The sequence below is a fragment of the Mycobacterium triplex genome, assembly GCF_000689255.1.
GTDB classification, from domain to species: Bacteria; Actinomycetota; Actinomycetes; order Mycobacteriales; family Mycobacteriaceae; genus Mycobacterium; species Mycobacterium triplex.
In genome coordinates, this window is sequence record NZ_HG964446.1 from 4679224 (window position 1) to 4705697 (window position 26474).

At 68.2% G+C, this 26474-nt stretch carries 20 protein-coding genes; 12 read left to right on the forward strand and 8 right to left on the reverse strand.

Features of this window, described 5'->3' with window-relative positions:
- Window positions 1-205 precede the first annotated feature (205 nt).
- Complete coding sequence (locus tag BN973_RS21630) at window positions 206-1345, reverse strand: adenylate/guanylate cyclase domain-containing protein (RefSeq protein ID WP_139830379.1); 1140 nt, start codon at window positions 1343-1345, stop codon at window positions 206-208.
- A gap of 40 nt (window positions 1346-1385) precedes the next feature.
- Here BN973_RS21630 and BN973_RS21635 point away from each other — a divergent pair, with 40 nt between their 5' ends.
- On the forward strand, window positions 1386-1877 hold the full coding sequence (locus tag BN973_RS21635; protein WP_036470787.1) for a DNA-deoxyinosine glycosylase: 492 nt from the start codon (window positions 1386-1388) through the stop codon (window positions 1875-1877).
- A gap of 6 nt (window positions 1878-1883) precedes the next feature.
- Here the strand turns inward: BN973_RS21635 and BN973_RS21640 are convergent, their stop codons facing one another.
- Complete coding sequence (locus BN973_RS21640; RefSeq protein ID WP_036470788.1) at window positions 1884-3272, reverse strand: amidase; 1389 nt, start codon at window positions 3270-3272, stop codon at window positions 1884-1886.
- A gap of 46 nt (window positions 3273-3318) precedes the next feature.
- Here BN973_RS21640 and BN973_RS21645 point away from each other — a divergent pair, with 46 nt between their 5' ends.
- The 3 genes from BN973_RS21645 to BN973_RS21655 all read left to right on the forward strand — a co-directional run bounded on the left by BN973_RS21645 (window position 3319) and on the right by BN973_RS21655 (window position 8284).
- Complete coding sequence (locus BN973_RS21645) at window positions 3319-3747, forward strand: HIT family protein (RefSeq protein ID WP_036470789.1); 429 nt, start codon at window positions 3319-3321, stop codon at window positions 3745-3747.
- Between the two features lie 10 nt (window positions 3748-3757).
- Window positions 3758-4210, forward strand: coding sequence for a nitroreductase family deazaflavin-dependent oxidoreductase (locus BN973_RS21650; RefSeq protein WP_036470790.1), 453 nt, complete (start codon window positions 3758-3760; stop codon window positions 4208-4210).
- Between the two features lie 111 nt (window positions 4211-4321).
- A complete protein-coding gene (locus BN973_RS21655) occupies window positions 4322-8284 on the forward strand; it encodes a bifunctional diguanylate cyclase/phosphodiesterase (protein ID WP_084163485.1) in 3963 nt (1320 codons plus the stop codon).
- Here the strand turns inward: BN973_RS21655 and BN973_RS21660 are convergent.
- From BN973_RS21660 to BN973_RS21670, 3 genes are read right to left on the reverse strand one after another with little or no spacing between them, the layout of a single operon-like run.
- On the reverse strand, window positions 8281-9312 hold the full coding sequence (locus BN973_RS21660) for an LLM class flavin-dependent oxidoreductase (protein ID WP_036470792.1): 1032 nt from the start codon (window positions 9310-9312) through the stop codon (window positions 8281-8283). The genes BN973_RS21655 and BN973_RS21660 overlap by 4 nt on opposite strands.
- Window positions 9313-9350: 38 nt before the next feature.
- Window positions 9351-10481 carry an FAD-binding protein gene (locus tag BN973_RS21665; protein WP_036470795.1) on the reverse strand — a complete coding sequence of 377 codons (1131 nt, stop codon included), beginning with the start codon at window positions 10479-10481 and terminating at the stop codon, window positions 9351-9353.
- A gap of 6 nt (window positions 10482-10487) precedes the next feature.
- Window positions 10488-11315 carry a uracil-DNA glycosylase gene (locus BN973_RS21670; protein WP_036470797.1) on the reverse strand — a complete coding sequence of 276 codons (828 nt, stop codon included), beginning with the start codon at window positions 11313-11315 and terminating at the stop codon, window positions 10488-10490.
- Window positions 11316-11387: 72 nt separating this feature from the next.
- Here BN973_RS21670 and tap point away from each other — a divergent pair, with 72 nt between their 5' ends.
- From tap to BN973_RS21690, 4 genes are all read left to right on the forward strand, one after another.
- On the forward strand, window positions 11388-12635 hold the full coding sequence (gene tap / locus BN973_RS21675; RefSeq protein WP_036470800.1) for a multidrug efflux MFS transporter Tap: 1248 nt from the start codon (window positions 11388-11390) through the stop codon (window positions 12633-12635).
- A gap of 33 nt (window positions 12636-12668) precedes the next feature.
- Window positions 12669-14024: an FAD-binding oxidoreductase gene (locus BN973_RS21680; RefSeq protein ID WP_036470802.1), complete on the forward strand. Its 1356-nt coding sequence runs from the start codon at window positions 12669-12671 to the stop codon at window positions 14022-14024.
- A 233-nt stretch (window positions 14025-14257) separates the two neighbouring features.
- On the forward strand, window positions 14258-15499 hold the full coding sequence (locus BN973_RS21685) for a cytochrome P450 (RefSeq protein WP_169718270.1): 1242 nt from the start codon (window positions 14258-14260) through the stop codon (window positions 15497-15499).
- On the forward strand, window positions 15499-16080 hold the full coding sequence (locus tag BN973_RS21690) for a TetR/AcrR family transcriptional regulator (RefSeq protein WP_036470803.1): 582 nt from the start codon (window positions 15499-15501) through the stop codon (window positions 16078-16080). The genes BN973_RS21685 and BN973_RS21690 overlap by 1 nt, the downstream gene beginning before the upstream one ends.
- Window positions 16081-16091: 11 nt before the next feature.
- Here the strand turns inward: BN973_RS21690 and BN973_RS21695 are convergent, their stop codons facing one another.
- Entirely contained in the window at window positions 16092-17231 is a 1140-nt protein-coding gene (locus tag BN973_RS21695; RefSeq protein WP_036470806.1) for an acyltransferase family protein, read from the reverse strand.
- Window positions 17228-18946, reverse strand: coding sequence for a DEAD/DEAH box helicase (locus tag BN973_RS21700; RefSeq protein WP_036470807.1), 1719 nt, complete (start codon window positions 18944-18946; stop codon window positions 17228-17230). The genes BN973_RS21695 and BN973_RS21700 overlap by 4 nt, the downstream gene beginning before the upstream one ends.
- A 105-nt stretch (window positions 18947-19051) precedes the next feature.
- On the opposite strand from BN973_RS21700, the gene BN973_RS21705 reads away from it, so the two are divergent.
- Window positions 19052-19648 carry an LppP/LprE family lipoprotein gene (locus BN973_RS21705; protein ID WP_036470808.1) on the forward strand — a complete coding sequence of 199 codons (597 nt, stop codon included), beginning with the start codon at window positions 19052-19054 and terminating at the stop codon, window positions 19646-19648.
- Window positions 19649-19706: 58 nt separating this feature from the next.
- Window positions 19707-23111 carry a TM0106 family RecB-like putative nuclease gene (locus tag BN973_RS21710; protein WP_036470809.1) on the forward strand — a complete coding sequence of 1135 codons (3405 nt, stop codon included), beginning with the start codon at window positions 19707-19709 and terminating at the stop codon, window positions 23109-23111.
- A gap of 5 nt (window positions 23112-23116) precedes the next feature.
- On the opposite strand, the gene BN973_RS21715 is transcribed toward BN973_RS21710, so the two are convergent.
- Window positions 23117-25057: an MFS transporter gene (locus BN973_RS21715; RefSeq protein ID WP_036470810.1), complete on the reverse strand. Its 1941-nt coding sequence runs from the start codon at window positions 25055-25057 to the stop codon at window positions 23117-23119.
- 239 nt (window positions 25058-25296) lie between these two features.
- On the opposite strand from BN973_RS21715, the gene BN973_RS21720 reads away from it, so the two are divergent.
- Together BN973_RS21720 and BN973_RS21725 are read left to right on the forward strand one after the other, a co-directional pair.
- Complete coding sequence (locus BN973_RS21720) at window positions 25297-26076, forward strand: hypothetical protein (RefSeq protein ID WP_198048953.1); 780 nt, start codon at window positions 25297-25299, stop codon at window positions 26074-26076.
- A gap of 178 nt (window positions 26077-26254) precedes the next feature.
- The coding region (locus BN973_RS21725; RefSeq protein WP_036470812.1) for a 2-oxoglutarate dehydrogenase E1 subunit family protein at window positions 26255-26474 on the forward strand (220 nt) is incomplete at its 3' end.

Sequence of the window (26474 nt, forward strand, 5' to 3'; positions counted from 1 at the left end):
GCGGCGAACGGCGATGGTGCCGAAGTCGGCTGTCCGCGGGAACGGAAAACCGTTGATATGGCCCGCTCACAGGCGTATTTTTGAGGACGAAGCAGGCCCGGAAGCGGCCAAGTCAAAGCGCCGGCAGAGGGGAAGGAGCCGGCCGCGTCGGACCGTGTCAGACGCCCCCCAGAGCCGCCCGGGCCTGCCTAACGTGTCAGCCGAGTCAGTCGTTGTCGCTTGTGTCGCCGCCGCGGCGCACCCGGAAAAGCTTGACCTCGTTCTTGACGCCCTTGAGGCGGCGCGCGCCGGCGAAAGACGCGGAGAACTCCCCGGATTCGCCGACCGCCTCCCACACCGCATCGGAGACCAGCACGGTGCCGGGGCGGGCCACGCCGGTGACCCGGCTCGCGACGTTGACCGGGCTGCCGAACCAGTCGCCGGCCCGGCTCACCGCCATCCCGGCCGACACCCCCGCCCGCAACCGCGGAAAGTCGTTGTCGGTGTCGACGGTCTCGACGAGCTTCAGCACGGCATCGAGCAGCGGCGCGGGCTCGGGGCAGACGAACATCACCGCGTCCCCGATCGTTTTGATGAATCGGACCGGCGGGGCCGTCACGTCGCGGGCCAGGCCCGCCAGCCTGCCGGCCAGGTGACTGAGCTCCTCGGGCGACACCACCTCGCCCAACCGGGTGAAGCCGACGAGGTCGGCGAACGCGACGCTGACCTGGCGCGCGCCGGGCAACGGCCGACCCGCGGCCCGCTCGGCGGCGTTGACCGCCTCGGTCTCCATCATGTGACGCAACTGCATGAACAGCATCTGCTCGATCATCGGGCCGAGCTGCGGCCCGATCTGACTCACCAGGGCCTGCGACGCCTTGGCGATCTCCAGCTCGCTGGCTCCGGGGCGCATGATCGCCGCCAGCGCGGCATAACGCATGACCTCGGCGGTGTGGGACAGGCCTTCGGCGAGCACCCGCACGACGAGCACCACTTGATCGGGGTTGAGCCCCATGTCCACGAAGCGCTGGGCATAGGCGGCCGCCACCCCGTCGGCACGCATGTGGATCGCCGCGTCCGGATCATCCACCCTGGCCAGCCCGATCGCCCGCTGCACGCGCTGCAGCAGCGTCAGGTCGATGTGGTGCTGGTCGCTGATCTCCCGCGCCGACACGTAGGTGCCGTCGTCGCCGATGATGCGGCGACTGGCCAGCAGCAGCGGCGGGTTGGTGGCGCGAATCTCCGCGGGGGTGATGCCCTGTTCCAGCAGCCAGGCCACCAGCTCGGCGCGTTCGGTGCGCGCGGCGCCGTCGAGTCCGTCGAGCAGATCGTCGATGCCGACTGTGCCGTGCGGGGGGTCGTCCACGTGGTCAACGTACAACGCCGGTGGGCGATGATGTGAGGCGATGACCCCGCCCCTGTTGCACGGCTTCGGACCCGTCGTCGACGAGCGCGCCCGGATGCTGATCCTGGGCTCGTTTCCGAGTGCGCTGTCGCTGGCGGCACACCAGTACTACGCCAATCCGCGAAATGCGTTCTGGCCCATCACCGGTGAGCTCTTCGGATTCGACGCGACCGCCCCATACGAATCCCGCCTGGTCGCGCTGCGAAGCCATCAAGTGGCACTGTGGGACGTGCTGCGCAGCTGCCGCCGAGCCGGCAGCGCAGACTCGGCGATCGACCCGAAAAGCTTGGTGGTCAACGACTTTGCCGACTTTTTCGCCAACTACCCGGGCATCACGCGGGTTTACTTCAACGGCGCCAAGGCGGCCGGACTCTATCGCGGCCTGGCGCAGCCGGATGAGCGGCTGCAGTTGCATCGGCTGCCGTCGAGCAGCCCCGCCCATGCCACGCGGCCGGGCGTCAAGCTGGCGGCCTGGCGAGTCCTGTGCCAGTAAACCCGGTCATGACACCGGCGGTCGGCGGTGAGCCCATGGTCGCGCCGCTTCGATCTGCGCGGACAGCGACAACAGCGTCGCCTCGTCGAACGGCCGGCCGACCAGCTGCACCGACAACGGCAGGCCGTCGGCGTCGAAGTCCCACGGCACCACCGCCGCCGGCTGGCCGGTCGCGTTCCAGGGCGCGAAGTACGGAACCTGCTGGGCGACCAGCAGCAGCGTCGAGATCGCGCCGCGGCGCCGATACGCACCGATGCGCGACGGGCCGTCGGCCGTGCCCGGCGTGATCACGACGTCGACATCGTCGAAGATCGACTGGATCTTGGCATTCATCCGCTGCTCGGCGGCACGCACCGCCGCCATCCGGCGGTCCGAGAAGAACGAGCCGATCCGCGCCAAGGTGCGGGTGCGGGCTTCGAGCCGTTCCGGATGCGCCTGCGCGTCGGCGTCGTCGCTGATGCCGCGCAGATAACGCGGCAGGAAGCTCGCATACAGCGACGGCAACGGATACTCGGGGTCGGCGGTGATCACCTCATGTCCCAGATCGCGCAGCAGCGCACCGGCCTGCTCGACGGCCGCCAACTCTTCGCGCCCGACCCGCTGCGGAAGCGTTGGGATCTTGGTGCTCAACGCGATTCGCAGTCTGCCCGGTTCACGCGACGCGGCGGCGACGAATTCGCCCTCGGGGCCCGGGACCGTCGAGGTGGCGTCGAGGAACAAGGCCGCGTCGTGCACCGATCGCGCTATCGGGCCGTTGACGGAGAGGCCGTACCAGGCGTTGTCGTGCGGTTCCAACGAGACGCGGTCGCGTTGCGGCTTCAAACCGAACAGGCCACACCACGACGACGGGACCCGAATCGAGCCGCCGCCATCGGATCCCAGCGCCATCGGGGCCAGCCCGGCGGCGACCGCTGCGCCGCTGCCGCCGCTGCTGCCGCCCGGGCTGCGCCCGAGGTTCCACGGGTTGCGGGTCGCGCCGAAGGTCAGCGACTCGGTGAACGGGAAGATCATCAGCTCAGGCACATTGGTCTTGCCGATGATGATCGCGCCGGCCGCGCGCAACCGGCGGACCACTTCCGCGTCGGCGGTCACCGGCGGGCCGTGGCCGCCGCTGCCGCACGCGGTCACCTCACCGGCGACATCGACATCGTCCTTGATCGCGATCGGCACGCCCAGCAGTGGCAGCCGCTCGCCGGCATCGAGGAGCTCCTGCGCGGCGCGGGCATCCTCGCGGGCGCTGTCGGCCAGCACCACGCGGAAGCAGCGCAGGTCGGTGTCCAGGCGTGCGATCCGGTCCAGGTAGACCTCGAGCAGGTCGACCGCGCTGATTTCACCGTCGGCCAGCATCCGCGCCAGTGCGCCCACACCGGCGAAGGCGAGTTCGCGAGCGTCCACTGCGGCAGCCTAACTCCCGGGTAGGGGCGGCCAGTACCGTGGCGACATGTCCTGCGTGTTCTGTGCGATCGTCGCCGGGGAAGCTCCGGCCATCCGGATCTACGAAGACGACGATTACCTGGCGATCCTCGACATCCGCCCCTTCACGCGCGGCCACACCCTGGTGATCCCCAAACAGCACAGCGTCGACCTGACCGATACCCCGCCGCAGACGCTGGCCGAGATGATCACCCTCGGCCAGCGGATCGCGCGCGCCGCCCGGGCCACGGAATTGGCCGACGCGACGAACATCGGGATCAACGACGGCGGCGCCGCGTTCCAGACGGTGTTCCACATTCACCTGCACGTATTGCCCCGCCGCAACGGCGACAAGCTTTCGGTGGCCAAGGGGATGTTGCTGCGCCGGGACCCGACCCGCGAGGCCACCGGGCAGATCCTGCGCGACGCGCTGGCACGCATCGACGCCAATCAGTAGAACTGAGGTCATGAGCAACCTCACCACGCTGGAGCGGCTCTTTCTGGCTCCACTGCTGCGCATTCACGACTCGCTCTACCGGAAGACCGACGGGCGGATCGGTCACCACATACCCGGGATGCCGGACAGCCTGCTGTTGCACACGATCGGCGCCAAGACCGGTCAGCAGCGGTCCTCCACGTTGACCTACGCCAAGGACGGTGACTCGTACCTGGTCGTCGCGTCCTACGGCGGTAGTGACACCGCCCCCGGCTGGTACCACAACCTGCGTAAGCGTCCGGAGTGCGAAATCAACGTCGGCTCCAAGCGGTTCCCGGTGACCGCGCGCAGTATCGGGCCGGATGACCCCGACTATGCGCGGCTCTGGCCGATCGTGAACAAGAACAACGGCAACCGGTACGACGGGTATCAGAAGCGGACGTCGCGGCCGATCCCGATCGTCGCGTTAACGCCTACCAAATAGCACTAACCTGCACAAAAGCGCCAGCTAACCCGACGGGGACGATTATTCTGCCCTAGCAGTGGTGAAGCCTCCATGCGTTCACCCCGGGGGGACAGATCGGCTGGAGCGGCAATGAAGCGCTGGACGGGGATTCCGTGGCAGCGATTCGGGCTGTCTGAGCGCATCGCATGGCTCGTCGTCGGGGGATACGGCTTCGCCGGGGTACTGATCGTCATCGCGGACGTCCGCGACTGGGAAGGCATCTACGCGACTCGCCCGGTCGACGAAATCGCGTTGGCGATCAGTCTGCTGTTCGGTGCGGGATGTTGCCTGCGCGCGGCGCGCTTCGCCGAGGGGCGGCGCCGAATCGGCTGGCTGGCCATGGTCACCGCCCAGCTGGGGTGGGCGATCGGGGAGCTCATCTGGGCGTTCTACGACGTGCGCTCACAGCTGGACCATGCCGCGCACCCGGCCGCGGCCGAGATCGTGCTGCTGTTATGGCCGTTCGGCGCCATGACGTCGTTGGTGGCGTTGTCCAACCTCTCTCGGCACAGTTCACGGCGGCTGGTACTGGACGGCCTGATCCTGTTCACCTCGCTGCTCGTCGTCTCGTGGGTGTTCGTGCTGGAAAAGCAGCTGCGCGACACCACCGGCTCACGGACGGCGACGGTCGCGCAGGTGGTCAACGACGGCATCCTGCTGAGCACGGCGATCCTGATGCTGTCGCGCGGCCGCCCCGGCGAGCGACCGAGCCGCAGCCTGGTAGCCGCCGGCATCGCGGTGATCAGCATCGCCGACATCACGATGGTGTTCGACACCGGGATAGGCAGCTATCACGTCAGTGATCTGGGTGACCTGGGCCGGGTGGCCGGGTTGTGCATGATCGCGCTCGGCGCGTTGGCCAGCGTCGACGAATCCACCTCCGTCTCGGCGTCGCGCAGCGAGGCGTTGTCGCGCACCTTGCTGTGGTTGCCGTACCTGCCGCTGGCGCTGGCCGCGGTCGTCGGATTCGGCGCGATAGTCCGCGCGCAGCACGGAGTATTGACCGCCCTGCTCGGCATCCTGGTGGGCGCGGTGCTGGTTCGGCAATTCATCGCGCTCACCGAAAATCAGGACCTGCTGTCCGCGGTCGCGCGGGAAGCGTTCCGGGACAGTTTGACCGGGCTGGCGAATCGGCCGCATTTCCTGCACCGCCTCGAAGACACCGTCGCCGCTCGAACTGAAGACAGCGGACCGATTGCGGTGTTGTGCCTCGACCTCGACAACTTCAAAGCGGTCAACGACGGCTTGGGACACCCGGCCGGGGACGAGCTGCTGATCCGGGTCGCCGGACGGCTCACCGCTGCCCTGCACGAAAACGGCCTGATCGCCCGCCTTGGCGGTGACGAATTCGCGGTGCTGCTCGAGGGTTCGATCGAAGAATCCCAGGCCGCCGCCCAGGATGTGCTCGAGGCGTTCAGCGCCCCGATCGTGATCGACGGCGTGCCCGTCGCGGTTCGGCCAAGCATCGGCTTCACCGTGGCCACGGCCGCATCGACGTGCACGGTCGACCAGCTGCTGAGGCACGCCGACCTGGCCATGTACACCGCCAAACGCGAAGGTGGCCAATGCGTCCGCAGCTTTGTGCCGGATATTCCCTTCTCCTATACCTTCCCGCGGTCGACGGAGTCGGCGTTATCGGCGGTCTCGGCCTTGCCGGCCAAGCTGGCGGATTGGGCGCCCGTTTCGGCAGCCGCCTCGAGTGCCTCCGCCTCACCTCGCGCCACGCGAGCGGAGCCGAAAGTGCCTGGTATGGTGCAGGATTCACCTGATAGCCTGGACTGGGCATCGACGCCAATCCGGATTGCCATGGGGATATTGGCAATTGGCGTGATCACTTTCACCGCGACGAGTGTGGCCGGCCTCAACGCCCGGGACACCTTTTTCACCAATTCCTTGTACGCGGTGTTGAACCTGTTGGCAGCCGGACTGATTGCCGTGCGCGCGTACCGCGTTGCGACCGATCGGGTGGCCTGGTGGCTGATCGCGCTCGGAATGGCATGCTCGGCGGTCGGTGACGTCGTCTACCTCTTGCGGGTGCCCGACGGCCAGTCCCCGTCCGCGGCCGACCCGGCGTATCTCGCGTTCTACCCGCTCGTCTATCTCGGCCTGCTGCTGCTGGTGTGGGCACGCCTGAGGTCCGTACCGATTCCGATCCGGCTAGATCCCCTGGTCTGCGGTTTGGCCGTGGCCGCGCTGGGTGTGGCCCTGCGCGCCGGGCCGCTGCACGCCGCCGCGACCCGGGCGCCGGACACCGTTTGGGTCGGGCTGTTGTATCCGTGGGGCGATCTGGTGCTGGTGGCGCTGGCCGCCGCCATGCTGGCAATCATCGGTTGGCGCAACGAATTCCGCTGGATCCTCCTGGTGGCCGGTCTCGCCGCGTTTGCGCTCGCGGACACCGTCTATCTTTTCGAGACCTCCGCGGGCTCATATCGCGCCGGCACCACGCTGGATGCCGTCTGGCCCGCGGCGTCGTTACTGGTGGCGATGGCCGGCTGGGCGCCCACGTCGTCGGTGGTACCCGCGCTCAAGCGTGGATTCGGCTCCTACGCCGTGCCGGTGGCCTGCACAGCCGTCGCGCTCGGCGTGGCGGCTTTGGACGAAAGATCGCGGCTTGCAACGGCTTTGGCGGCGCTGAGCCTCGTCACGGCAGCCGTGCGATTTTCGCTGACGTTGCGTGACGTCAGCATGATGGCCGAAAGCTACAAGCACGCCATGACCGACGAGTTGACGACATTGCCCAACCGCCGGTCGCTGGCCACCGCGTTGACGGCATTGTCCGACTCCCCGTCGACAGAGCTCGATCCGGCGCTCAAGACGCCGTCGCGCAAGGCGTTGCTGTTGGTGAAGCTCTACGAGATCGACGAGATCAGCGACTCACTCGGCCGCCGTTTCGGCGATGAACTGTTGCGCCACATCGCGGATCGACTCGCCAACAGCGTGCGCCACGAGGATCTGCTGGCGCGGGTGAGCGATGACGAATTCGCGATCCTGCTGACCGAGGGATCCGACCTGACCGGCGCCCGCGCCCAAGCAGGTCGCCTGCTCGAATCTCTGGGCGAGCCGTTCGCCCTGGATCCGGTCACCGTGCGCGTCGACGCGCGCATCGCAATCGCGCTGTGCCCCGACCACTGTGAGCATCCGCAAGAGCTGCTCAGTCGCGCCGAGGCGGCGATGCCGCACGCCAAGTCCGCGATGGGCAAGATCGCGGTCTACGACTCGGCGTTCGAGGTGTACCGCGAAACCGACCCCAACCTGATCGAGGAATTGCGCACCGCGCTGTTCGAAGGTGACGAACCGACCTTGTACTACCAGCCCAAGGTCGACTCCAGCGACGGCAGCGTGCACAGCGTCGAGGCACTGCTGCGGTGGAACCATCCCACGCGCGGACTGCTGCTGCCCGAGGCATTCCTGCCCGCCGCCGAGCGTGCCGGGCTGATGCGCAAGATCGCCGACCGCACACTCAAACTCGCTCTCACCCAGATCCAGTACTGGCGCGAAAAAGGCGTCACCTCGTCCGTGTCGGTGAACCTGGCGACGACCAACCTGCTCGACCTCGAGCTGGTCGGCTCGATCGAAAGGCTGCTGTGGGCCCGCGGTTTGCCCGCGGACGCACTGATCATCGAGATCACCGAAAGCGCCCTGGTCGACTCGGTGCGGTCGCGCAATACCGTGGCCGAGCTGCAGCGGCTGGGCGTACGCATCTCACTGGACGACTACGGCACCGGCTGGTCATCGCTGGCGCGCCTGCAAGACGTCTCGGTCGACGAATTGAAACTCGACAGAATCTTCGTGGCGCGGCTGGCTCAAGACGCCCGATCGGTCGCGATCGTGCGGTCCACGGTGGCGCTGGCCGACAGCCTGGGCGCGGACCTGGTGGCCGAGGGAGTAGAAGACCGGGTCACGTTGAGCGCACTGCAACGATTCGGCTGCACGATTACTCAGGGATTCGTGCACACCCCGCCGTTGCCGCCGGCCGAGCTCGAGGAGTGGATCAGCCACCAAGTGCCACAACGGAGGTCGGCCCGACCGGAGCAGGCCGGCGTCGCCGACTAGAACAATTCCTTGGCCAGCAGCTCCAGGGTTGCCACCCGCCCCGGCGCGGCGGCGGGGTCGGTGCCGCGCCGGGCCGACGCGACCGGGTTCACCATCACCTCGTCAACCCCGAACTGCTCGGCCAGCGTTCGCAGCTGCTCGGCAGCTTCAGCCGGAGTACCGAGGACCCCACGTTGCAGCCCGCTGTCGACGATGTGCTGTTGAGCCGGGGTCAGCTCCGCCACTTGGGCCTCCTCCACCAGCGGGACCGGGCCCAGCGGCTGCCCGGTCCGCAGCCGCGCCATCATCTGCAGGTTCGGCAGCATCAATGCCGTTGCCTCATCGTGTGTTTCGGCCACCGCGGCGTTCACCGTCAAGAACGTCACGGGCTCTGGGGTCAAGGCGCTGGGCTGGAACCGGGTGCGGTAGACCTGCAGCGCCTCTTCGGTTCCCTTGCCGGAGAAGTGATGTGCGAACACATACGGCAACCCCTTGGCCGCCGCCAGGTGCGCCGAGTACATCGACGAGCCCAGTAGCCACAGCCGTGGTTCACCGGACGCCGCGGGAGTGGCCTTGAGCCGGTAGTCACCCGAGCGCAGCGGAACCAGCACACCGCGCGCACTCATCAGCGCCGCCACGTCGTCGAGGTATTCGGGGAAGTTCTCGATATCGCGATCGTCACGGCCACCACGCAACGCATACGACGTCACCGGATCGGAGCCGGGCGCGCGGCCGATACCCAGGTCGATGCGGTTCGGGGCGGCGGCTTCCAACAGCGCGAACTGCTCGGCGACGGCCAGCGGCGCGTGGTTGGGCAGCATCACCCCGCCGGATCCCAGTCGCACGCGCGACGTCTGCGCGGCCAGGTAGGCGAGCAGCACCGGCGGGCTGGTGGCGCCCACCGACGGCATGTTGTGGTGTTCGGCCACCCAGTAGCGGGTGAAACCCAGCCGGTCGGCGGTCTGCGCCAGCGCCACGGTGGCCGCCAGCGCGTCGCCGGTCGACTGGTCGGTGCGTACCGGGACGAGATCGAGGACGGAAAGACGCACGATGGCCTCAACGCATTCGGTGCGGTGTTCGTTCCCGGTCAGTAATTGCTGGGCGTAATCGAATTCACGACCGCCTCGAACTGCTCCTGCGATATCGGCGCACCGCCGGGAATGTTATCGGTGGCCAGGAACTGGGTGCGTTCGGTGTAGCCGTGAAAGCGCTTGAAGTAGTTGGTAAAGCCGACCCCATGGTCGACCCAGTCGCCTTGGGTGACGCGCTTGAGCTCGCCGGCCAGGATGTAGGCGCCCAGCAGCGCGACGCTGGTCCCCTGACCCGACAACGGCGAGCAGCAGTAGCCGGCGTCGCCGACCAGCGCCACCCGGCCGATCGACCAGTGATCCATCACGATCTGTGCCATCTCGTCAAAGTAGAAATCCGGCGCCTTGCGCATGAGCTCGAGCAGTTGCGGACGGACCCAGCCGTCGCCGGACATCCGCTGCTCGATCTCGGCGAATTGGGCCTCGACATCGCGGTAGTCCAGCCGCAGTTCGGTGTCCATGAAGCCCAACATGGCGCGCGCCTCGGTGTTGTTGCGGGCGCTGTAGATCCCGGCCATCGTGGTGTCCCCGTAATGCCACATCTGCCAGAAGTCCAAATCCAGGAAATTGGGCACGGTGAAGATCGCGGCATGCGTCCCCAATCGCTTGATGAAGCGCTCCTCGGGACCGAAAACCAGTCGGCGCACATTGGAATGCAAACCGTCGGCCCCGATCACCAGGTCGAAGCTGCGCGCGGGGTCGCGCTCAAAAGTCACGTCGACGCCGGTGCCGCGGTTGTTGATCGCGGTGATGCTGTCGTCGAAGAGGTACTCGGTCGCGGGCTGGGTTGCCTGGTAAAGCAACTCGACCAAGTCGTCGCGCAGCAGCTCGATGTCGGGATTGTCGATCGGGCCGCCGGTCGGCGTCGACTCGGTGTCGCGGGACAGCTCGTTGCCGTCGCGGTCGACGACCGAAGATCCCCGAATGCCCGTCTTGCGGTCCGCGGCGGCCTGCAGCAGACCCATGCGGTCAAGCACCGTCAGCGCCGGGCCCCGCACGTCGATCGCCTGCCCACCCGGGCGCAGCCCGGGGTGCCGCTCCACGACGGTCACCGAATAGCCATGCTGCCCAAGCCAATACGCCAACGTTGTACCGGCGACGCTGGCCCCGGAAATCAGTACCTTAGTCATGGAAAGTCAATTGATCCCTGCCAGCTTCTTGGCTTCGAAGAAGATGTCGTCCAGCATTGCCGGAGTCAGCCTACCGGTGAACATGTTTTGCTGGCTGGGGTGGTAGCACCCCAGCAAACGCACTCCCGATCCCAACTCGGCGACGGCGCCGTGGCCGAATCGCGGTTTGGGGGTCCCGGTGGCGCCCGGCAGCCGCAGCGCGATCTGCCAGCCGAACCCGCCCAGGGCCACCACCGTGCGGACGTGCTCGGACACCAACCGCCACTCGGCTTCCAGCCAGGGCCAACAGCTGTCCCGCTCGTTCGGGGTCGGGGCGTTGGCCGGCGGCGCGCACCGCACGGGTGCGGAGATCCGAATCTGCTTGGTCTGCAACCCGTCTGCGGCATCCACACTGATCGGCTGGTTCACCAGCCCGGCCCGGTACAAGGCGGCGTAGAGCTGATCCCCGGACCGGTCGCCGGTGAACATCCGGCCGGTCCGGTTGGCGCCGTGGGCCGCGGGCGCCAACCCGACGATGAAGATTCGCGGCCGTTGCGATCCCCAGCCCGGCACCGGCCGGCCCCAATAGGGCTGGCCGGCAAACGCGCGCCGTTTGGCCACAGCGACGTCCTCGCGCCAGGTGACCAGCCGCGGGCACGCTCGACAGACGCTGACCACGGCGTCCAATTCCGGTATCGAGCCGGCCGCACCGGCGAGCGCACGGACCTGCGCCGCGTCGGCTGCCTTGGGCGTAAGCGGTGTGGCCGGATCGCCGGGCCATCCGGTGCCGGGCTCGACCGGCGAATCGAATGCCAATCCGGTATTCGGATGAACAAGCACATGAACATCCTGCATTCAGCCGGCGGTCACCACGAAATTCGGTGGCTGCCGCGATCGCTTTGAGGTTAGATTCTCCCGGCGATATTTATGACGAATTCCAGCCGCGGTCCGGCACTTCTGATTTTGTTCGCCACGCTGGTGGCGACCGCGGGTACCGGCATTTCGCTGGTTGCCTTCCCCTGGCTGGCGTTGCAGCAGCATGCCGGCGCCGGCGACGCGTCGATCGTGGCCGCGGCGATGACGGTGCCACTGGTGCTGTCCACCCTGGTTGCCGGCACCGCGGTCGACATTTTCGGCCGCCGCCGCATTTCGCTGGTCTCCGATTCGCTGTCCGGCACGGCGGTCGCGGCGGTCCCGGTGCTCGCCTGGCTTTTCGGCGCGAGCACGATCGACGTCGCCGCGCTGGCCGCATTGGCGTTCTTCTCGGCCGCTTTCGACCCGGCCGGGACCACGGCACGCCAGTCGATGCTGCCGGAGGCCGCCGCCCGCGCCGGCTGGTCGCTGGACCGCACCAACAGCGTCTACGAAGCGATCCTCAACCTGGCTTACATCGTGGGCCCGGGCATCGGCGGTTTGATGATCGCCACGGTCGGCGGCGTCAACACGATGTGGATCACGGCTAGCTGTTTCGCGTTGTCGTTTCTGGCAATTGGGGCGCTGCGGCTCGAGGGCATCGGCAAGCCACACCACGCCACCCGGCCCGACGGGCTGGTGTCCGGGGTCGCCGAGGGACTGCGATTCGTCTGGAACCTGCGGATGCTACGCACGCTGGCCCTGGTCGACCTGGTCGTCACCGCGCTGTATCTGCCGATGGAAAGCGTGCTGTTTCCCAAATACTTCAGCGATCGTCACGAACCCGAGGAGTTGGGCTGGGCGCTGATGGCGCTGGGGGTCGGCGGTGTGGCCGGCGCGCTCGGCTACGCCGTGCTGTCGAAATACGTGCGGCGGCGCACGGCGGTGCTCACCGCGACACTGACCTTCGGTGCCGCGTCGGTCGGCATCGCGTTTTTGCCGCCGCTGCCGGTGATCCTGGTGCTGTGCGGTCTGACCGGCCTGGTCTACGGGCCGATCCAGCCGATCTACAACTACGTGATGCAGATCCGGGCTCCGCAGCATCTGCGCGGCCGGGTGGTCGGGGTGATGACGGGGCTGACCTTCGCCGCGGGCCCGTTGGGCTTGCTGGTGGCCGGTCCGCTGGCCGACGCCGCCGGGCTGCGGGTCACCTTCCTGACGTTGGCGGTGCCCATCATCGCGGTCGGCCTGGTCGCGTGCGCGCTGCCGTCGCTGCGGGAACTCGATCGCGCGCCGGAGTTTGCCGAGGATTCAGCGCCGTAAAATCGGCCCGTGAGCGCCACAGTCAATGCAGACATGCTGGCCGGCCTGATCGCCGACCTGCCGGACGGGATGGTCGTCACCGACCCGACCATCACCGACGGCTATCGCCACGACCGCGCCTTCGACCCGTCCGCCGGCACGCCGCTGGCCGTGGTCCGGGCGCGCTGCACCGAAGACGTCCAGGCCGTGCTGCGCTGGGCCAGCGCCCACCGAGTACCGGTCGTGCCGCGGGGCGCCGGCACCGGCTTGTCGGGCGGGGCGACGGCGCTGGCCAACGGGATCGTGTTGTCGACGGAGAAGATGCGCGACATCACCGTCGACCCGGTCACCCGCACCGCCGTATGCCAGCCCGGGCTGCTCAACGCCGAGGTGAAGAAGGCCGTCGCCAAACACGGCCTGTGGTATCCGCCGGACCCGTCGTCGTACGAGATCTGCAGCATCGGCGGCAACATCGCCACCAACGCCGGGGGCCTGTGCTGCGTGAAGTACGGCGTCACCACCGATTACGTGCTGGGCATGCAGGTGGTGCTGGCCGACGGCACCGCGGTGCGGCTGGGCGGGCCACGCCTGAAGGACGTCGCGGGCCTGTCGCTGACCAAGCTGTTCGTCGGCAGTGAGGGCACGCTGGGCGTCGTCACGGAAGTGACGCTGCGGCTGCTGCCCGCGCAGAACACCTCGAGCGTCGTGGTGGCCACCTTCGCCTCGGTCGAGGCGGCGGTCGACGCGGTGCTCGGGGTCGCCGCCCGTCTGCGGCCGGCGATGCTGGAGTTCATGGATTCGCCGGCGATCAACGCCGTCGAGGACATCCTGCGCATGGATCTGGATCGCGGGGCGGCCGCGATGCTGGTGGCCGGCTCCGACGAGCGCGGCCGCGCCAGTGGCGAGGACGCCGAGCTGATGGCGGCGATATTTGCCGAGAACAATGCAACGGACGTTTTCACCACCGACGACCCGGTCGAGGGCGAGGCCTTCGTCGCCGCGCGACGCTTCTGCATCCCGGCGGTCGAGGCCAAGGGATCGCTGCTGCTCGAAGACGTCGGGGTGCCGCTTCCGGCGCTCGGCAAGCTGGTCACCGGCATTGCCCGCATCGCCGCGGAGCGCGACCTGATGATCTCGGTGATCGCCCATGCCGGCGACGGCAACACCCACCCCCTGATCGTGTACGACCCCGCCGACGCCGCGATGGCCGAGCGCGCTCAGCTGGCGTTCGGCGAAATCATGGATCTGGCCATCGGTTTGGGCGGCACGATCACCGGTGAGCACGGGGTGGGCCGGCTGAAGCGGCCCTGGCTGGACGACTACCTCGGGCCCGAGGTGACGCAGCTGAATCAGCGCATCAAGCAGGCACTCGACCCGCTGGGCATCCTCAACCCCGGCGCGGCGATCTAGTTCTTGGCGGCGGCTCTTACGCGCGACGCGCAGGCGGCCGAGGCGTTGAGTGTGCGCCCAGGGCTTCGCGTGTGCGCCCAGGGCTTCGCGTGTGCGCCCAGGGCTTCGCGTGTGCGCCCAGGGCGGCGACACGCCGGGGCGAGGGCGCCCAGGACGCACAACCGAAACCGTCAACGCACACTCCACGCGGCCGAGGCGTTGACATCTCACCGATCTTGTCGTACGAATGAGACATGACTGCGGCCATGTCTCACAACGCGCCCGTCATGTTCGAGCTGCCCAACGCCGACAGGTGGCCAAGCCCGTGGCCGATGTACCGGGCGCTGCGCGACCACGACCCGGTGCACCACGTCGTTCCACCCAAACACCCCGAGCAGGATTACTACGTGCTGTCCCGGCACGCCGATGTGTGGTCGGCGGCCCGCGACCACGAGACGTTCTCCTCGGCGCAGGGCCTGACCGTCAACTACGGCGACCTGGAAATGATTGGGCTGCAAGATAACCCGCCGTTCGTGATGCAGGATCCGCCGGTACACACGGAGTTTCGCAAGCTGGTGTCGCGCGGATTCACGCCGCGGCAGGTCGAGGCCGTGGAACCGAAGGTTCGCCAGTTCGTCACCGAGCGCATCGAGGGGCTGCGCTCCGCCGGCGGCGGCGACATCGTCACGGAGCTGTTCAAGCCGCTCCCGTCAATGGTGGTCGCGCATTATCTCGGTGTCCCCGAGGAAGATTGGGCCCGGTTCGACGGCTGGACCCAGGCCATCGTCGCGGCCAACACCGCCGACGGCGGCGTCGCGGGTGCGCTGGAAACCGTCGGCGACGCGGTCGGATCGATGATGACCTACTTCACCGGGTTGATCGAGCGCCGCCGCAGCGAGCCGGCGGACGACACCATCTCGCACCTGGTGGCCGCCGGCGTCGGCGCCGACGGCGACATCTCCGGCACGCTGTCGATTCTGGCGTTCACCTTCACGATGGTCACCGGCGGCAACGACACCGTGACCGGCATGCTGGGCGGCTCGATGCCGCTGCTGCACCAGTGGCCCGATCAGCGAGAGTTGTTGGTGCGCAAGCCCGAACTGATCGGCGACGCGGTCGAGGAGCTGTTGCGGCTGACCTCGCCGGTACAGGGACTGGCGCGGACGACCACGCGCGACGTGACGATCGGCGACACCACGATCCCGGCCGGCCGTCGAGTGCTGCTGCTGTACGGGTCGGCCAACCGCGACGAGCGTCAATACGGGCCCGACGCCGGCGAACTCGACGTCACCCGCTGCCCGCGCAACATCCTGACGTTCAGCCACGGCGCCCACCACTGCCTGGGCGCGGCGGCGGCCAGGATGCAGTCCCGGGTCGCGCTGACCGAACTGCTGGCCCGCTGCCCGGACTTCGACGTCGACGAGGACTCGATCGTCTGGGCCGGCGGTAGCTACGTGCGGCGCCCGGTGTCGGTGCCGATCACCCTGAAGTCCTGATGGCCGGCAACGACTGGCTTGCCTCGAGCCGCAGCGAAGCAGCCGTGGACCGCATCCTCGACGCGGCCGAGCAGCTTTACACGCAGCGCGACTCGGATTCGATCGGCATGAACGAAATCGCCAGGGCCGCAGGCTGTTCCCGCGCGACGCTGTATCGGTACTTCGACAACCGCGAAGCGCTGCGCACCGCGTACATCCACCGCGAGACACACCGGCTGGGCCGCGACATCATCGCGCGGACCGGCGGCATCGAGGACCCCCGCGAAAGGCTGGTCGTGAGCATCCTCGTCACGCTGGGGATGGTTCGCGAGAGCCCCGCGCTGTCGTCGTGGTTCGCCACCACCCGCCCGCCGGTCGGTGGCGAGTTGGCCGGGCAATCCGACGTGATCGCGGCGTTGGCGGCGGCGTTCCTGCACTCGCTGGGGCCCGACGATCCCGCCGCCATCGAACGCCGGGCACGCTGGACGGTGCGGGTGATCGTCTCGCTGCTGACGCATCCGGGCCGCGACGAGAACGAGGAGCGGGCGATGATCGAGGAATTCGTCGTCCCGATCATCGCCCCGGCAAGCGCCCGCCGCTAACCGAAAGTCACTCAGTTGCGTACCCGGGTGAACCGGTGCAGCAGCCAGGCCGGCGGGATCGTCACCGCCAGGGTCGCGACGAACAGGTACAGCATCGGGCCGGTGTACACGTGGGCGCGGACGATGTAGACCATCGCGAATTCCATGGTCACCAGGTGGATCAAAAAGATTTCGTAGGAGATCTCGCCGAGCCACACCATCGGCCGGCTGGCCAGCAGTTGCCAGTACCAGCCGTGGCCCTGCAGGGCCAGCGGGGCCACCGCCAGGGTGGCGATCACGGCATAGAAGACCGTCTTGACGACCGCCTCCGGGGTCGACGCCGGCGACGTCGTGGGAGCGCCGCCGATCGGGGTGGACACGATGAAATAGCAGATGACCGCCAGCGGTATGGCCGCGAACGCATAGCAGCGCACACCCATCGCCTGCAGCACCGCCAGCAACATGCCGCCGAGAAACCAGGCCAGGTAGGTCGGCAGCCACAACCGGGCGCCGTCGGCGAACCAATGATCGGTGTGCACCAAGACCACCCAGGCCGGGCTGATCAACGACATCGCCAGCAGAGTCCCCACCAGCAACCGGGGCTGCCAACGCCGACGGCAGATGACCACCAACAGCAGGTAGGCCAGCAACGGCAGCAACACGTAGAAGGACGCCTCCACCGCGAGGCTCCACATCTGGGTCAGGCCCTGATGCAGATACTTGCCGAGGTAGCCGTCGGTGTAGATCTGCGTCAACGTGAGATTGCGAACCAACCCGAACCAGGAGTGCCCGGGGTTCGGTCCGGCGTCGCGGAAGTGGTACAGCACATAGGCGAACAGCACGGTGATGACATAGGCCGGCATGATGCGCCGAACCCGGTGCCACGCATAGCGACTCACCGATGGTGGCGGTCCGCCGTCGGCGGCCGCCTTGACCCAGGGACCGAACAGCAAGAAGCCGGACAGCACGAAGAAGATCGGTACCCCGATCTCCATCCGGGCACCGACCAGGCCCCAATAGCCGTGCGTGTACTTGCCGGTGGTGTAGGCGGCGTGGGTGCCGACGACCAGGATCGCGGCGACCGCGCGGATACCGGTCAGGGAAGCGACCCGGTCGACGCGCGAGACCTGCTCGAGTCCGCCCTGGGCGTCCCGTTCGTCGGACAGGGTCATCCAGCGTCTTTTCTACGCGGCTTGGGCCCACCGCGCCGGGGCTTCTCCGCGGACTTGCCGGACGAGCGGTCCGGCTTGAGGTCGATCAGCACACCCGAGATGCGGGTCTTTTCAAGCTTTTTCAGCGTCGACGGCGAAAGCTTTACCGGCAACTCCACCAACGAGAAATCCGGCCCGATGGCGATGTGACCGAAATCGCTGCGGTGCAGGCCGCCCTCGTTGGCGATGGCGCCGACGATTGCGCCCGGCCCGATCTTGTGGCGCTTGCCGACGGCGATCCGGTAGGTCTGGAACGACCGCATGCCCCTTGACTTTTCGGGCCGTTCTCGGCGCTCGTTGTCGCGCTCGGGCCGCTCGCGGCGCCGCGGCGGCGGTTCGGGCGACATCAAGAACTCTTCGCCGTCGCGGGACTGCACCGCCAGCGCCGCGGCGATGTCGGCCATCGGCACGTCGTGCTCGCGCTCGTAATCCTCGACCAGCCTGCGAAACAGCTCGAGGCCCGGGCTGCTCAGTGCGCCGGTGATGGAGTCGGCGAACTTCGCCACCCGCTGGGCGTTGACGTCTTCGACGGTGGGAAGTTCGGCCTCGGTCAGACTCTGCCGTGTTGCCTTCTCAATCGCCTTGAGCAGGTGGCGTTCCCGCGGCGAGACGAACAACAGTGCGGCGCCCGAGCGCCCAGCCCGGCCGGTGCGCCCGATGCGATGGACATAAGACTCGGTGTCGTGCGGGATGTCGTAGTTGAGCACATGCGAGATGCGTTCGACGTCCAGCCCCCTGGCCGCGACGTCGGTGGCGACCAGGATGTCGATGCTGCCGTCCTTAAGTGCGGCCACGGTCCGCTCGCGCTGGGCCTGCGCGATGTCGCCGTTGATCGCGGCCGCGGAAAAGCCTCGGGCGCGCAGCTTTTCGGCCACCTCTTCGGTCGCCTGCTTGGTGCGAACGAAGACGATCATCGCCTCGAACGGCTCGACTTCCAGGATCCGGGTCAGCGCATCCATCTTGCGCGGCCCGGCTACTTGAATGTAGCGCTGCGAAATGTTCTCGGCGGTAGCCGTTTTCGCCTTCGAGGTGACTTCGAACGGGTCGTGCAGATACTTGGTGGTGATCTTGCGGATCGCCGGTGGCATGGTCGCCGAGAAGAGGGCCACCTGCTTGTACTCCGGCGTCTCGCTCAGAATGCGGTCGACTTCCTCGGCGAAACCCATGGTGAGCATCTCGTCGGCCTCGTCGAGCACCAGGTAGTCCACCCGGGACAGATCCAGCGTCCCGCGTTCGAGGTGGTCGATGACCCGGCCGGGCGTGCCGACCACCACCTGTGCACCCCGTCGCAGCCCCGCCAGCTGCACGCCGTAGGACGCCCCGCCATAGATCGGCAGCACGTTGAGCTGCGGTAGATGGGCCCCGTATCGGCTGAACGCCTCGGCCACCTGCAGCGCCAGCTCGCGGGTGGGCGCCAGGATGAGGGCCTGGGTCGCTTTGTTGCCGACGTCGATCTTGGACAGGATCGGGGTGGCAAAGGCCGCCGTCTTACCGGTTCCGGTCTGCGCCAGACCCACCACGTCCGAACCCGCCATCAGCGCCGGAATCGTCGCAGCCTGGATTCCCGTCGGCGACTCGTAGCCCACGTCGGCGAGGGCCCGCACGACGTCGGGATGAATCTGCAGGTCGGCAAACGAAGTAGCGGCCGCTGCCGGCGAGCCGTCGGGGACTGTCATCGTCTGAGAAGTTTAGTGGTGACCGCGAGCGCTGCGCAGCTGGGCGCGTGGGGGCCCCGCCAGTCTGACCAGTGGCACGGCATGCCTGCCACACCAGCGCCCGCGATGCCGGTACGGTGGCGCGGTGTGGGGTGCCTACCATGCCGTGTCGAGACACTGACCGTCGGCGTCCTGGTCGCCGTGACGTTGGCCGGCTGCGGTTCGGGAGATTCGACGGTCGCCAAGACGCCGCAAGCCACCACGGTGGCCGCGTCGATCACCGCCCCGGCCACCCCGAAGCCGACCGAGATCGCGTCGCCCGGTTCCAGCCCGCCGGCCGACCCGTGCGCGGTCAATCTGGCCTCGCCGACGATCGCGAAAGTGGTCTCCGACCTACCCCGCGATCCGCGCAGCCAACAGGCGTGGAACCCGGAGCCGTTGGCCGGTAACTACAACCAGTGCGCACAGCTGTCCGCGGTGATCATCAAGGCCAACACCAACGCGATCAATGCCACGACCCGCGCCGTGCTGTTCCATCTCGGGCAGTTCATCCCGCAGGGAGTGCCGGACACCTACGGGTTCAACGGCATCGACCCGGCGCAAACCACCGGCGACACGGTGGCGCTGACCTATCCCAGCGGAATCACCGGCCTGAACACCAACGTCCGATTCCATTGGAACGGCAACACCGTCGAGCTGATCGGCAACGGCCCCGGGCACTGACCCGGCACACGGTCGCAGCACCGCGTCGCTGTCGGTCGCCTCACCTACAGTGGCTGCTGTGTTCGTCACCGACGACAGCATCGTGTACAGCGCGTCGGACCTGGCCGCGGCCGCCCGATGCGAGTACGCCCTGCTCCGGAATTTCGATGCCAAGCTGGGCTGGGGCCCCGCCGTCGACGTCGAAGACGAACTGCTGGCGCGCACCGCCGCCCTCGGTGACGAGCACGAGCAACGCGAACTCGACCGGCTGCGCACCGAGTTCGCCGATGGTGTCGCCGTCATCGGCCGTCCGGCCTACACCCTGGCCGGGCTGACCGCAGCCGCCGAGGCGACGCGGCGCGCGATCGCCAACCGCGCCCCGGTGGTGTATCAGGCGGCGATGTTCGACGGCCGCTTCGTCGGGTTCGCCGACTTCCTGGTTGCCGACGGTGAACGGTATCGGCTCGTCGACACCAAGCTGGCCCGCTCCCCCAAGGTCACCGCATTGCTGCAGCTGGCTGCCTACGCCGACGCGCTGACCGGGATGGGCGTGTCCGTCGCCGACGAGGCCGAGCTGCGGCTGGGCGACGGCTCGATCGTGCGTTATCGCGTCCGCGATCTGATCCCCGTCTTTCGATCCCAGCGCGCGCTGCTGCAGCGCCTCCTCGACGAGCATTACGCCGCCGGGACGGCGGTGCGCTGGGAAGACGACGGCGTGCGGGCGTGTTTTCGCTGTCCGCTCTGCGTCGAGCAGGTGCAGGCAGGAGACGACCTGCTGCTGGTGGCCGGGATGCGAATCAGCCAGCGGGACAAGCTGATTGATGCCGGGATCGCCACGGTCGCCGACCTGGCCCGACACCGCGGACCGGTGCCCGATCTGGCGCCCAGCGTGGTGGACAAGCTGACTGCTCAGGCGAAACTGCAAGTCCGGCAACGTGATACCGGCGTTCCGCAGTTCCAGGTCGTCGATCCGCAACCACTGGCGCTGTTGCCGGAGCCCGACCCCGGCGATCTGTTCTTCGACTTCGAGGGTGATCCGCTGTGGACCGCCGACGGCCAGGACTGGGGCCTGGAGTACCTGTTCGGCGTGCTGGACGCGGCCGGGAAGTTCAACCCGCTGTGGGCGCACAACCGGGTCGAGGAGCGCAAGGCGTTGGTCGATTTCCTGGCGATGGTGAAAAAGCGCCGCAAGCGCCGGCCCAACATGCACATCTACCACTACGCGCCGTATGAGAAGACGGCGTTGTTGCGGCTTGCCGGACGCTACGGCGTCGGCGAGGACGAGGTCGACGACCTGTTGCGCAGCGGGATCCTGGTCGACTTGTACCCGTTGGTGCGCAAGAGCATTCGATCCGGCGCCGAGTCGTTCAGCCTCAAGGCCCTCGAACCCTTGTACATGGGCACCCAGCTGCGCTCGGGGGAGGTCACCACGGCCGCCGATTCGATCACCTCCTACGCCAAGTGCTGCGAACTGCGCGACGCCGGCCGAGCCGGCGAAGCCGAAACGGTGCTCAAGGAGATCGAGGACTACAACCACTACGACTGCCGCTCGACGCAGGAATTGCGCAACTGGCTGTTGGTGCGCGCCTGGGAATCCGGTATCACACCGGTTGGCGCCCAGCCGGTTTCCGGCGACGACACCGTCGACGATCACGACGAGCTGGCGGCGACGCTGGCCGCGTTCACCGGGGACGCCGCGGCCGGCGACCGCACGCCGGAGCAGGTCGCCGTCGCGCTGGTGGGCGCGGCGCGCGGCTACCACCGGCGGGAGGACAAACCGTTCTGGTGGGCGCATTTCGACCGGCTGAACTTCCCGGTCGACGAATGGGCGGACAACACCGACGTCTTTGTCGCCGTCGAGGCAACGGTCAGCGTGGACTGGCATACCCCGCCGCGGGCCCGCAAGCCGCAGCGGCGGGTGACGCTGCGCGGTGAGCTCGCCCGCGGCGACCTGATGACCGACGTGTTCGCGCTCTATGAGGCACCGGCCCCGCCGAACATGACCGACAATCCCGACCGGCGGGCGGCCGGACGGGCCACCGTCGTCGAGGTCGACGATCCGGCAGTCCCCACCGAAGTCGTCATCCTGGAGCGAATCGGCAATGACGGCAACGCCTTTCATCAACTACCTTTCGCGCTGACACCCGGCCCGCCGCTTCCCACCACCGCGCTGCGCGAATCGATCGAAGCCACCGCGACCGCGGTGGCCGCCGGGCTGCCGCAGCTGCCCCGCACCGCGATGATCGACCTGCTGCTGCGCCGCGCGCCCCGCACCAAAAGTGGCGCCGCGCTGCCGCGCACCGGCGACGCCATCGCCGACATCACCGCCGCGACACTGGACCTCGGGTCGTCCTACCTGGCGGTGCACGGCCCGCCGGGAACCGGAAAGACTTACACGGCCGCGCAGGTGATCACCCGCTTGGTCACCGAACACGGCTGGCGCGTCGGTGTGGTGGCGCAGTCGCACGCCACGGTGGAGAACCTGCTCGACGCCGTGCTCGACGCCGGGCTGGAACCGGGCCGGGTCGCGAAGAAGAAGTACGACCACCACGGGCCGCGCTGGCAGGAGATCGACGGCAGCGAGTACGGCGCATTCATCGCCGCCACCAGCGGATGCGTGATCGGGGGTACGGCTTGGGATTTCGCCAACGCCAATCGGGTTCCGCCGGGCAGCCTGGATCTGCTCGTCATCGACGAGGCCGGCCAGTTCTGCCTGGCCAACACGATCGCGGTGGCGCCGGCGGCCGACAGCCTGCTGCTGCTCGGCGACCCCCAGCAGCTGCCGCAGGTCAGTCAGGGCACTCATCCCGAGCCGGTCGACTCGTCCGCGCTCGATTGGCTGGTCGACGGTCAGCGCACGCTACCAGATGAGCGCGGCTATTTCCTGGACCTGTCCTACCGGATGCACCCGGCGGTCTGCGCCGCGGTCTCCGAGCTGTCGTACGAAGGCAGGCTGCATTCGGTGACCGAGCGCACCGCAGCACGGCGCCTGGACGGCTGTGAGCCCGGCGTACGCGTGTGTTCCGTTCGCCACCAAGGCAATTCAGTCGAAAGCCCCGAGGAAGCCGACGCGATCGTCGCCGAGATCCGCCGGCTGCTCGGATCCGCCTGGACCGACGAGCACGGGACCAGGGCATTGGTCGCCCCGGATGTGCTGGTGCTGGCGCCGTACAACGCTCAGGTGTCGCTGGTGCGCCAGCGGTTGGCTTCCGCGGGTCTGGGCGCGGTGCGGGTCGGAACCGTCGACAAGTTCCAGGGCGGACAGGCGCCGGTGGTCTTCATCTCGATGACGGCATCGTCGGCCGACGAGGTGCCACGCGGAATCTCGTTCCTGCTCAACAGGAATCGGCTGAACGTCGCAGTCAGCCGGGCACAGTACGCGGCGGTGATCGTGCGTTCGGAGTTGCTGACCGAGTACCTGCCCACCACGCCGGCCGGCCTGCTGGAACTGGGCGGCTTCTTGGCGCTGACGGCGAACGCCTGAGCGGCCTACCTACCAGAGGAATGCCGGCCGCTACCTCTTGCGTCGTCGTCCGGGTCCGGGCCGTAGCGCGGACCCCGCGCGGCCCGCGTGGAGCCGTTCACCCGGCGCCCCGGCGACGGCGCACTGCGATCGCTGCGGGTGGCCGGACCGTGCCAGTGCGGCGGCAGGTCGCCGGTAGGCCGGAAGCGCTTTTCGCGGTCGACGTGAGACCCGTTGTGGGCGAACCCGATCGGTTCAGGCCGCGACGGCGGGTCGTCGCGGCGGCGGCGGCGCGATTCGACGGGGTCGGTGTGCAGCACCTCGGGCGGTGCGCTCACCGGGGCCGGCTCGCCGGTCTGCTCGCGGCGCAGGATGACTTCGATGTAGTCGTCATCGTCATCGCGATCGTCAAAGTCGGGGGGCGCCGCACCGACGCCGGCGGGCGCGAAGCCGATCAGGAACAGGGCGGCGCCGATCCCGAACAGCGTGATGAACGCGGGCAACAGCACCGACTGCGACATCGCGGCCGAGAAGGGCTCGCGCACGAATTCGGGCAACTGCAACGCGATAGCGCCATCCCCCGCGTCCCGTTCGGACCCGTCGGGCAGCTCGGCCCCGATGCGCCACGTCATGAACGCGGCCATCGCGGCGCTGCCGAACACCGCCCCGAGCTGGCGGACCGAGTTGTAGACAGCGGAGCCGGCGCCGGCCAGCTCCGGCGGCAGATTACGGGTGGCGGTGGCCGTCAGCGGCGACCACACAAACGCCATCCCGACACCAATTGCAGTGAACGGCAACGCCAATCGCCAGATAGGCGTGTCCGGGGCCATCTCGAACGCCAGCCAGGTCAGCGCGATCGCCAACACCGAAAAGCCGAAACCGAGCACCGGCCGTGGGTGATATCGGTCGACGATCCGGCCGACCAATGGCGCGAGCACACCGTTGGCGATCGCCATCGGCGCGATCAGCCACGCCGAGCGGGTCGGCGACAACCCGCACACCGTCTGCGCATAAAAGGTCACCGGCAACATCAACGCCGTGGCCGCGAATGAGGTGATGCCGACCCCGAGGCTGCACAGGCTGAAATCGCGGTCGGTGAACACCTCCAACGGGATCAGCGGCTCCCGGGTGTTCACCGACTGCCAGTAGACGAACGCCGAGACGAACCCGACACCGGCGACGACCGTCGCCCAGATCCACGGCTGCCATCCGGCGGACTGGCCCTGCTGCAGACCGAACACGATCAGGAACGTGCCCACCCCGGACAAGCCGACGCCCACCAGATCGAACCGATGTGCCCGGGTGGGCAGCTCCGGCACCAGCCACACCGCCAGTGCCAGCCCGACGATGCCGATCGGGACGTTGACGAAGAAGATCCACTCCCAGCCCAGCCCGTCCACCAGTACGCCGCCGGCCAGCGGCCCCACCAGGCTGGCGACCCCGGCGGTGGCCCCCCACACGCTGGCCGCCACCCCGCGCCGCTGCGGCGGGAAGATCCGGGTGATCACCGTCAGGGTCTGGGGGGTGAGCACCCCGGCGCCGATGCCCTGCACGACCCGAGCGGCGACCAGCATGCCGGCGCTGCCGGCCAGCCCGCACCACAACGAGGCGGCGGTGAACACCACCAGACCGATCAGATAAAGGTTCTTCGGGCCGAATCGATCACCGAGCCGGCCGGCCACCAGCAACACCACCGCATAACCGAGCAGGTAGGCACTCGTCACCCAGACCACGGCGTCGTATCCGATGTGCAAGTCGGACATGACGGTCGGGTTGGCGATCGCGACGATGGTCGAGTCGACCATGATCATGAAGAACCCGATCATCATCGCCCAGAGTGCGTGCCACGGGTTTCGGCTGCCGCGCGGCCCCGATCGGGCAAGGAACTTTTGGTCCGCGGCCATATCGGCACGACTCGGCCCCGCGCGCCGGGCTTGCCCGGACGACCCGGACGTGGCCGTGGTCATGCACTCACCTCGCTTCAGCGCCCGGCGACCGGCTTGCCGCCGTGAGCAGGTGTTGCACCGCAGCGACTCCCTCAGCCGCAGCCGACCAACGGCTCGAGCGGTGTCCAGCCTGCATTATTCCGGGTCGGCCGGCCGGCCGCCGCCGGCGGTCGGGCAGACGCGCACACATCGGCGCTTGCGCCGCGTTCAGCAAACTCGCGTTAGCCTGGAAGGAACGCCATTCGCTAAGAGAGGCACCCATGAGCGCGCGACGCAATAGGTCAGGGCTCAGATCCCTGAGACGATCCGAGCAACCGCCCGATAACGTGCCGCCCGGTCGCCCGAAGGCATCTACGCGCGCATTGGCGCAGGTCATCGAGCGTAGTTCGCGGATCCAGGGCCCGGCCGCCGAGGCCCTGGTGGCCCGGCTGCGCCGCACCTACCCGGGCGCGAGCCCCGCCGAGATCATCACCAAGCTGGAGAACCGCTACCTGACCGCATTGACGGCCAGCGGCGCCGCGGTCGGTTCGGCGGCCACCTTCCCCGGGATCGGGACGTTGACCGCGATGTCGGCGGGCGCCGGTGAAACCGTGTTCTTCCTGGAAGCGACCGCGATCTTCGTGCTGTCGACCGCCCAGGTCCACGGCATCCCCGCCGATCACCACGAGCGGCGTCGCGCGCTGGTGCTGTCCGTCCTGGTCGGCGACGACAGCAAGCGGGCCATCGGCGAACTGATCGGCCCGGCGCGCACCAACGGCGGCTGGCTGGCCGAGGGCATGGCCTCGCTGCCGCTGTCGAGCCTGGGACGGCTCAACACCCGGATGCTCAAATTCTTCGTCAAGCGATACGCGCTGCGACGCGGCGCTTTGATGTTCGGCAAAATGCTGCCCGTCGGCATCGGCGCCGTGGTCGGTGGCGGCGGCAACCGCATCGTGGGAAAGAAAATCGTCCGCAATGCGCGCCAGGCATTCGGCACCCCGCCGCCGCGCTGGCCGAACCCCTTGCACGTGTTGCCGACGGTGCGCGAGGTGAGTCGGTAGCGCTCGGTGGTCACGCTGGCGAATTACCCGCGAAGGGTTAGCCTTTATGAGGCGGAAACGTAATAGTCCGCCGCGGGTGTGAGGTACCTCGTCAACCGAGGTGCGCAGAGTCGCAGGCGTCGGGGCGATAGCTCTTGATAGAGCCTGCAGGACAAAAGGATTGAGGCGAACAGCGGCCGTGAGCAACAGCAGTTCACCATTCGGGCAAAACGAATGGCTGGTCGAGGAGATGTACCGCAAGTTCCGCGACGACCCCTCGTCCGTGGATCCGAGCTGGCACGAGTTCCTGACGGACTACAACCCCGAGCCCACCGCCGCAGCCACCCAGGACACCCCGAGCCCCGGTGCCGGGCAGCCCGCCGCGGCGCCCAAGCCGGTCGCCGTCACCGAGCAGCCGG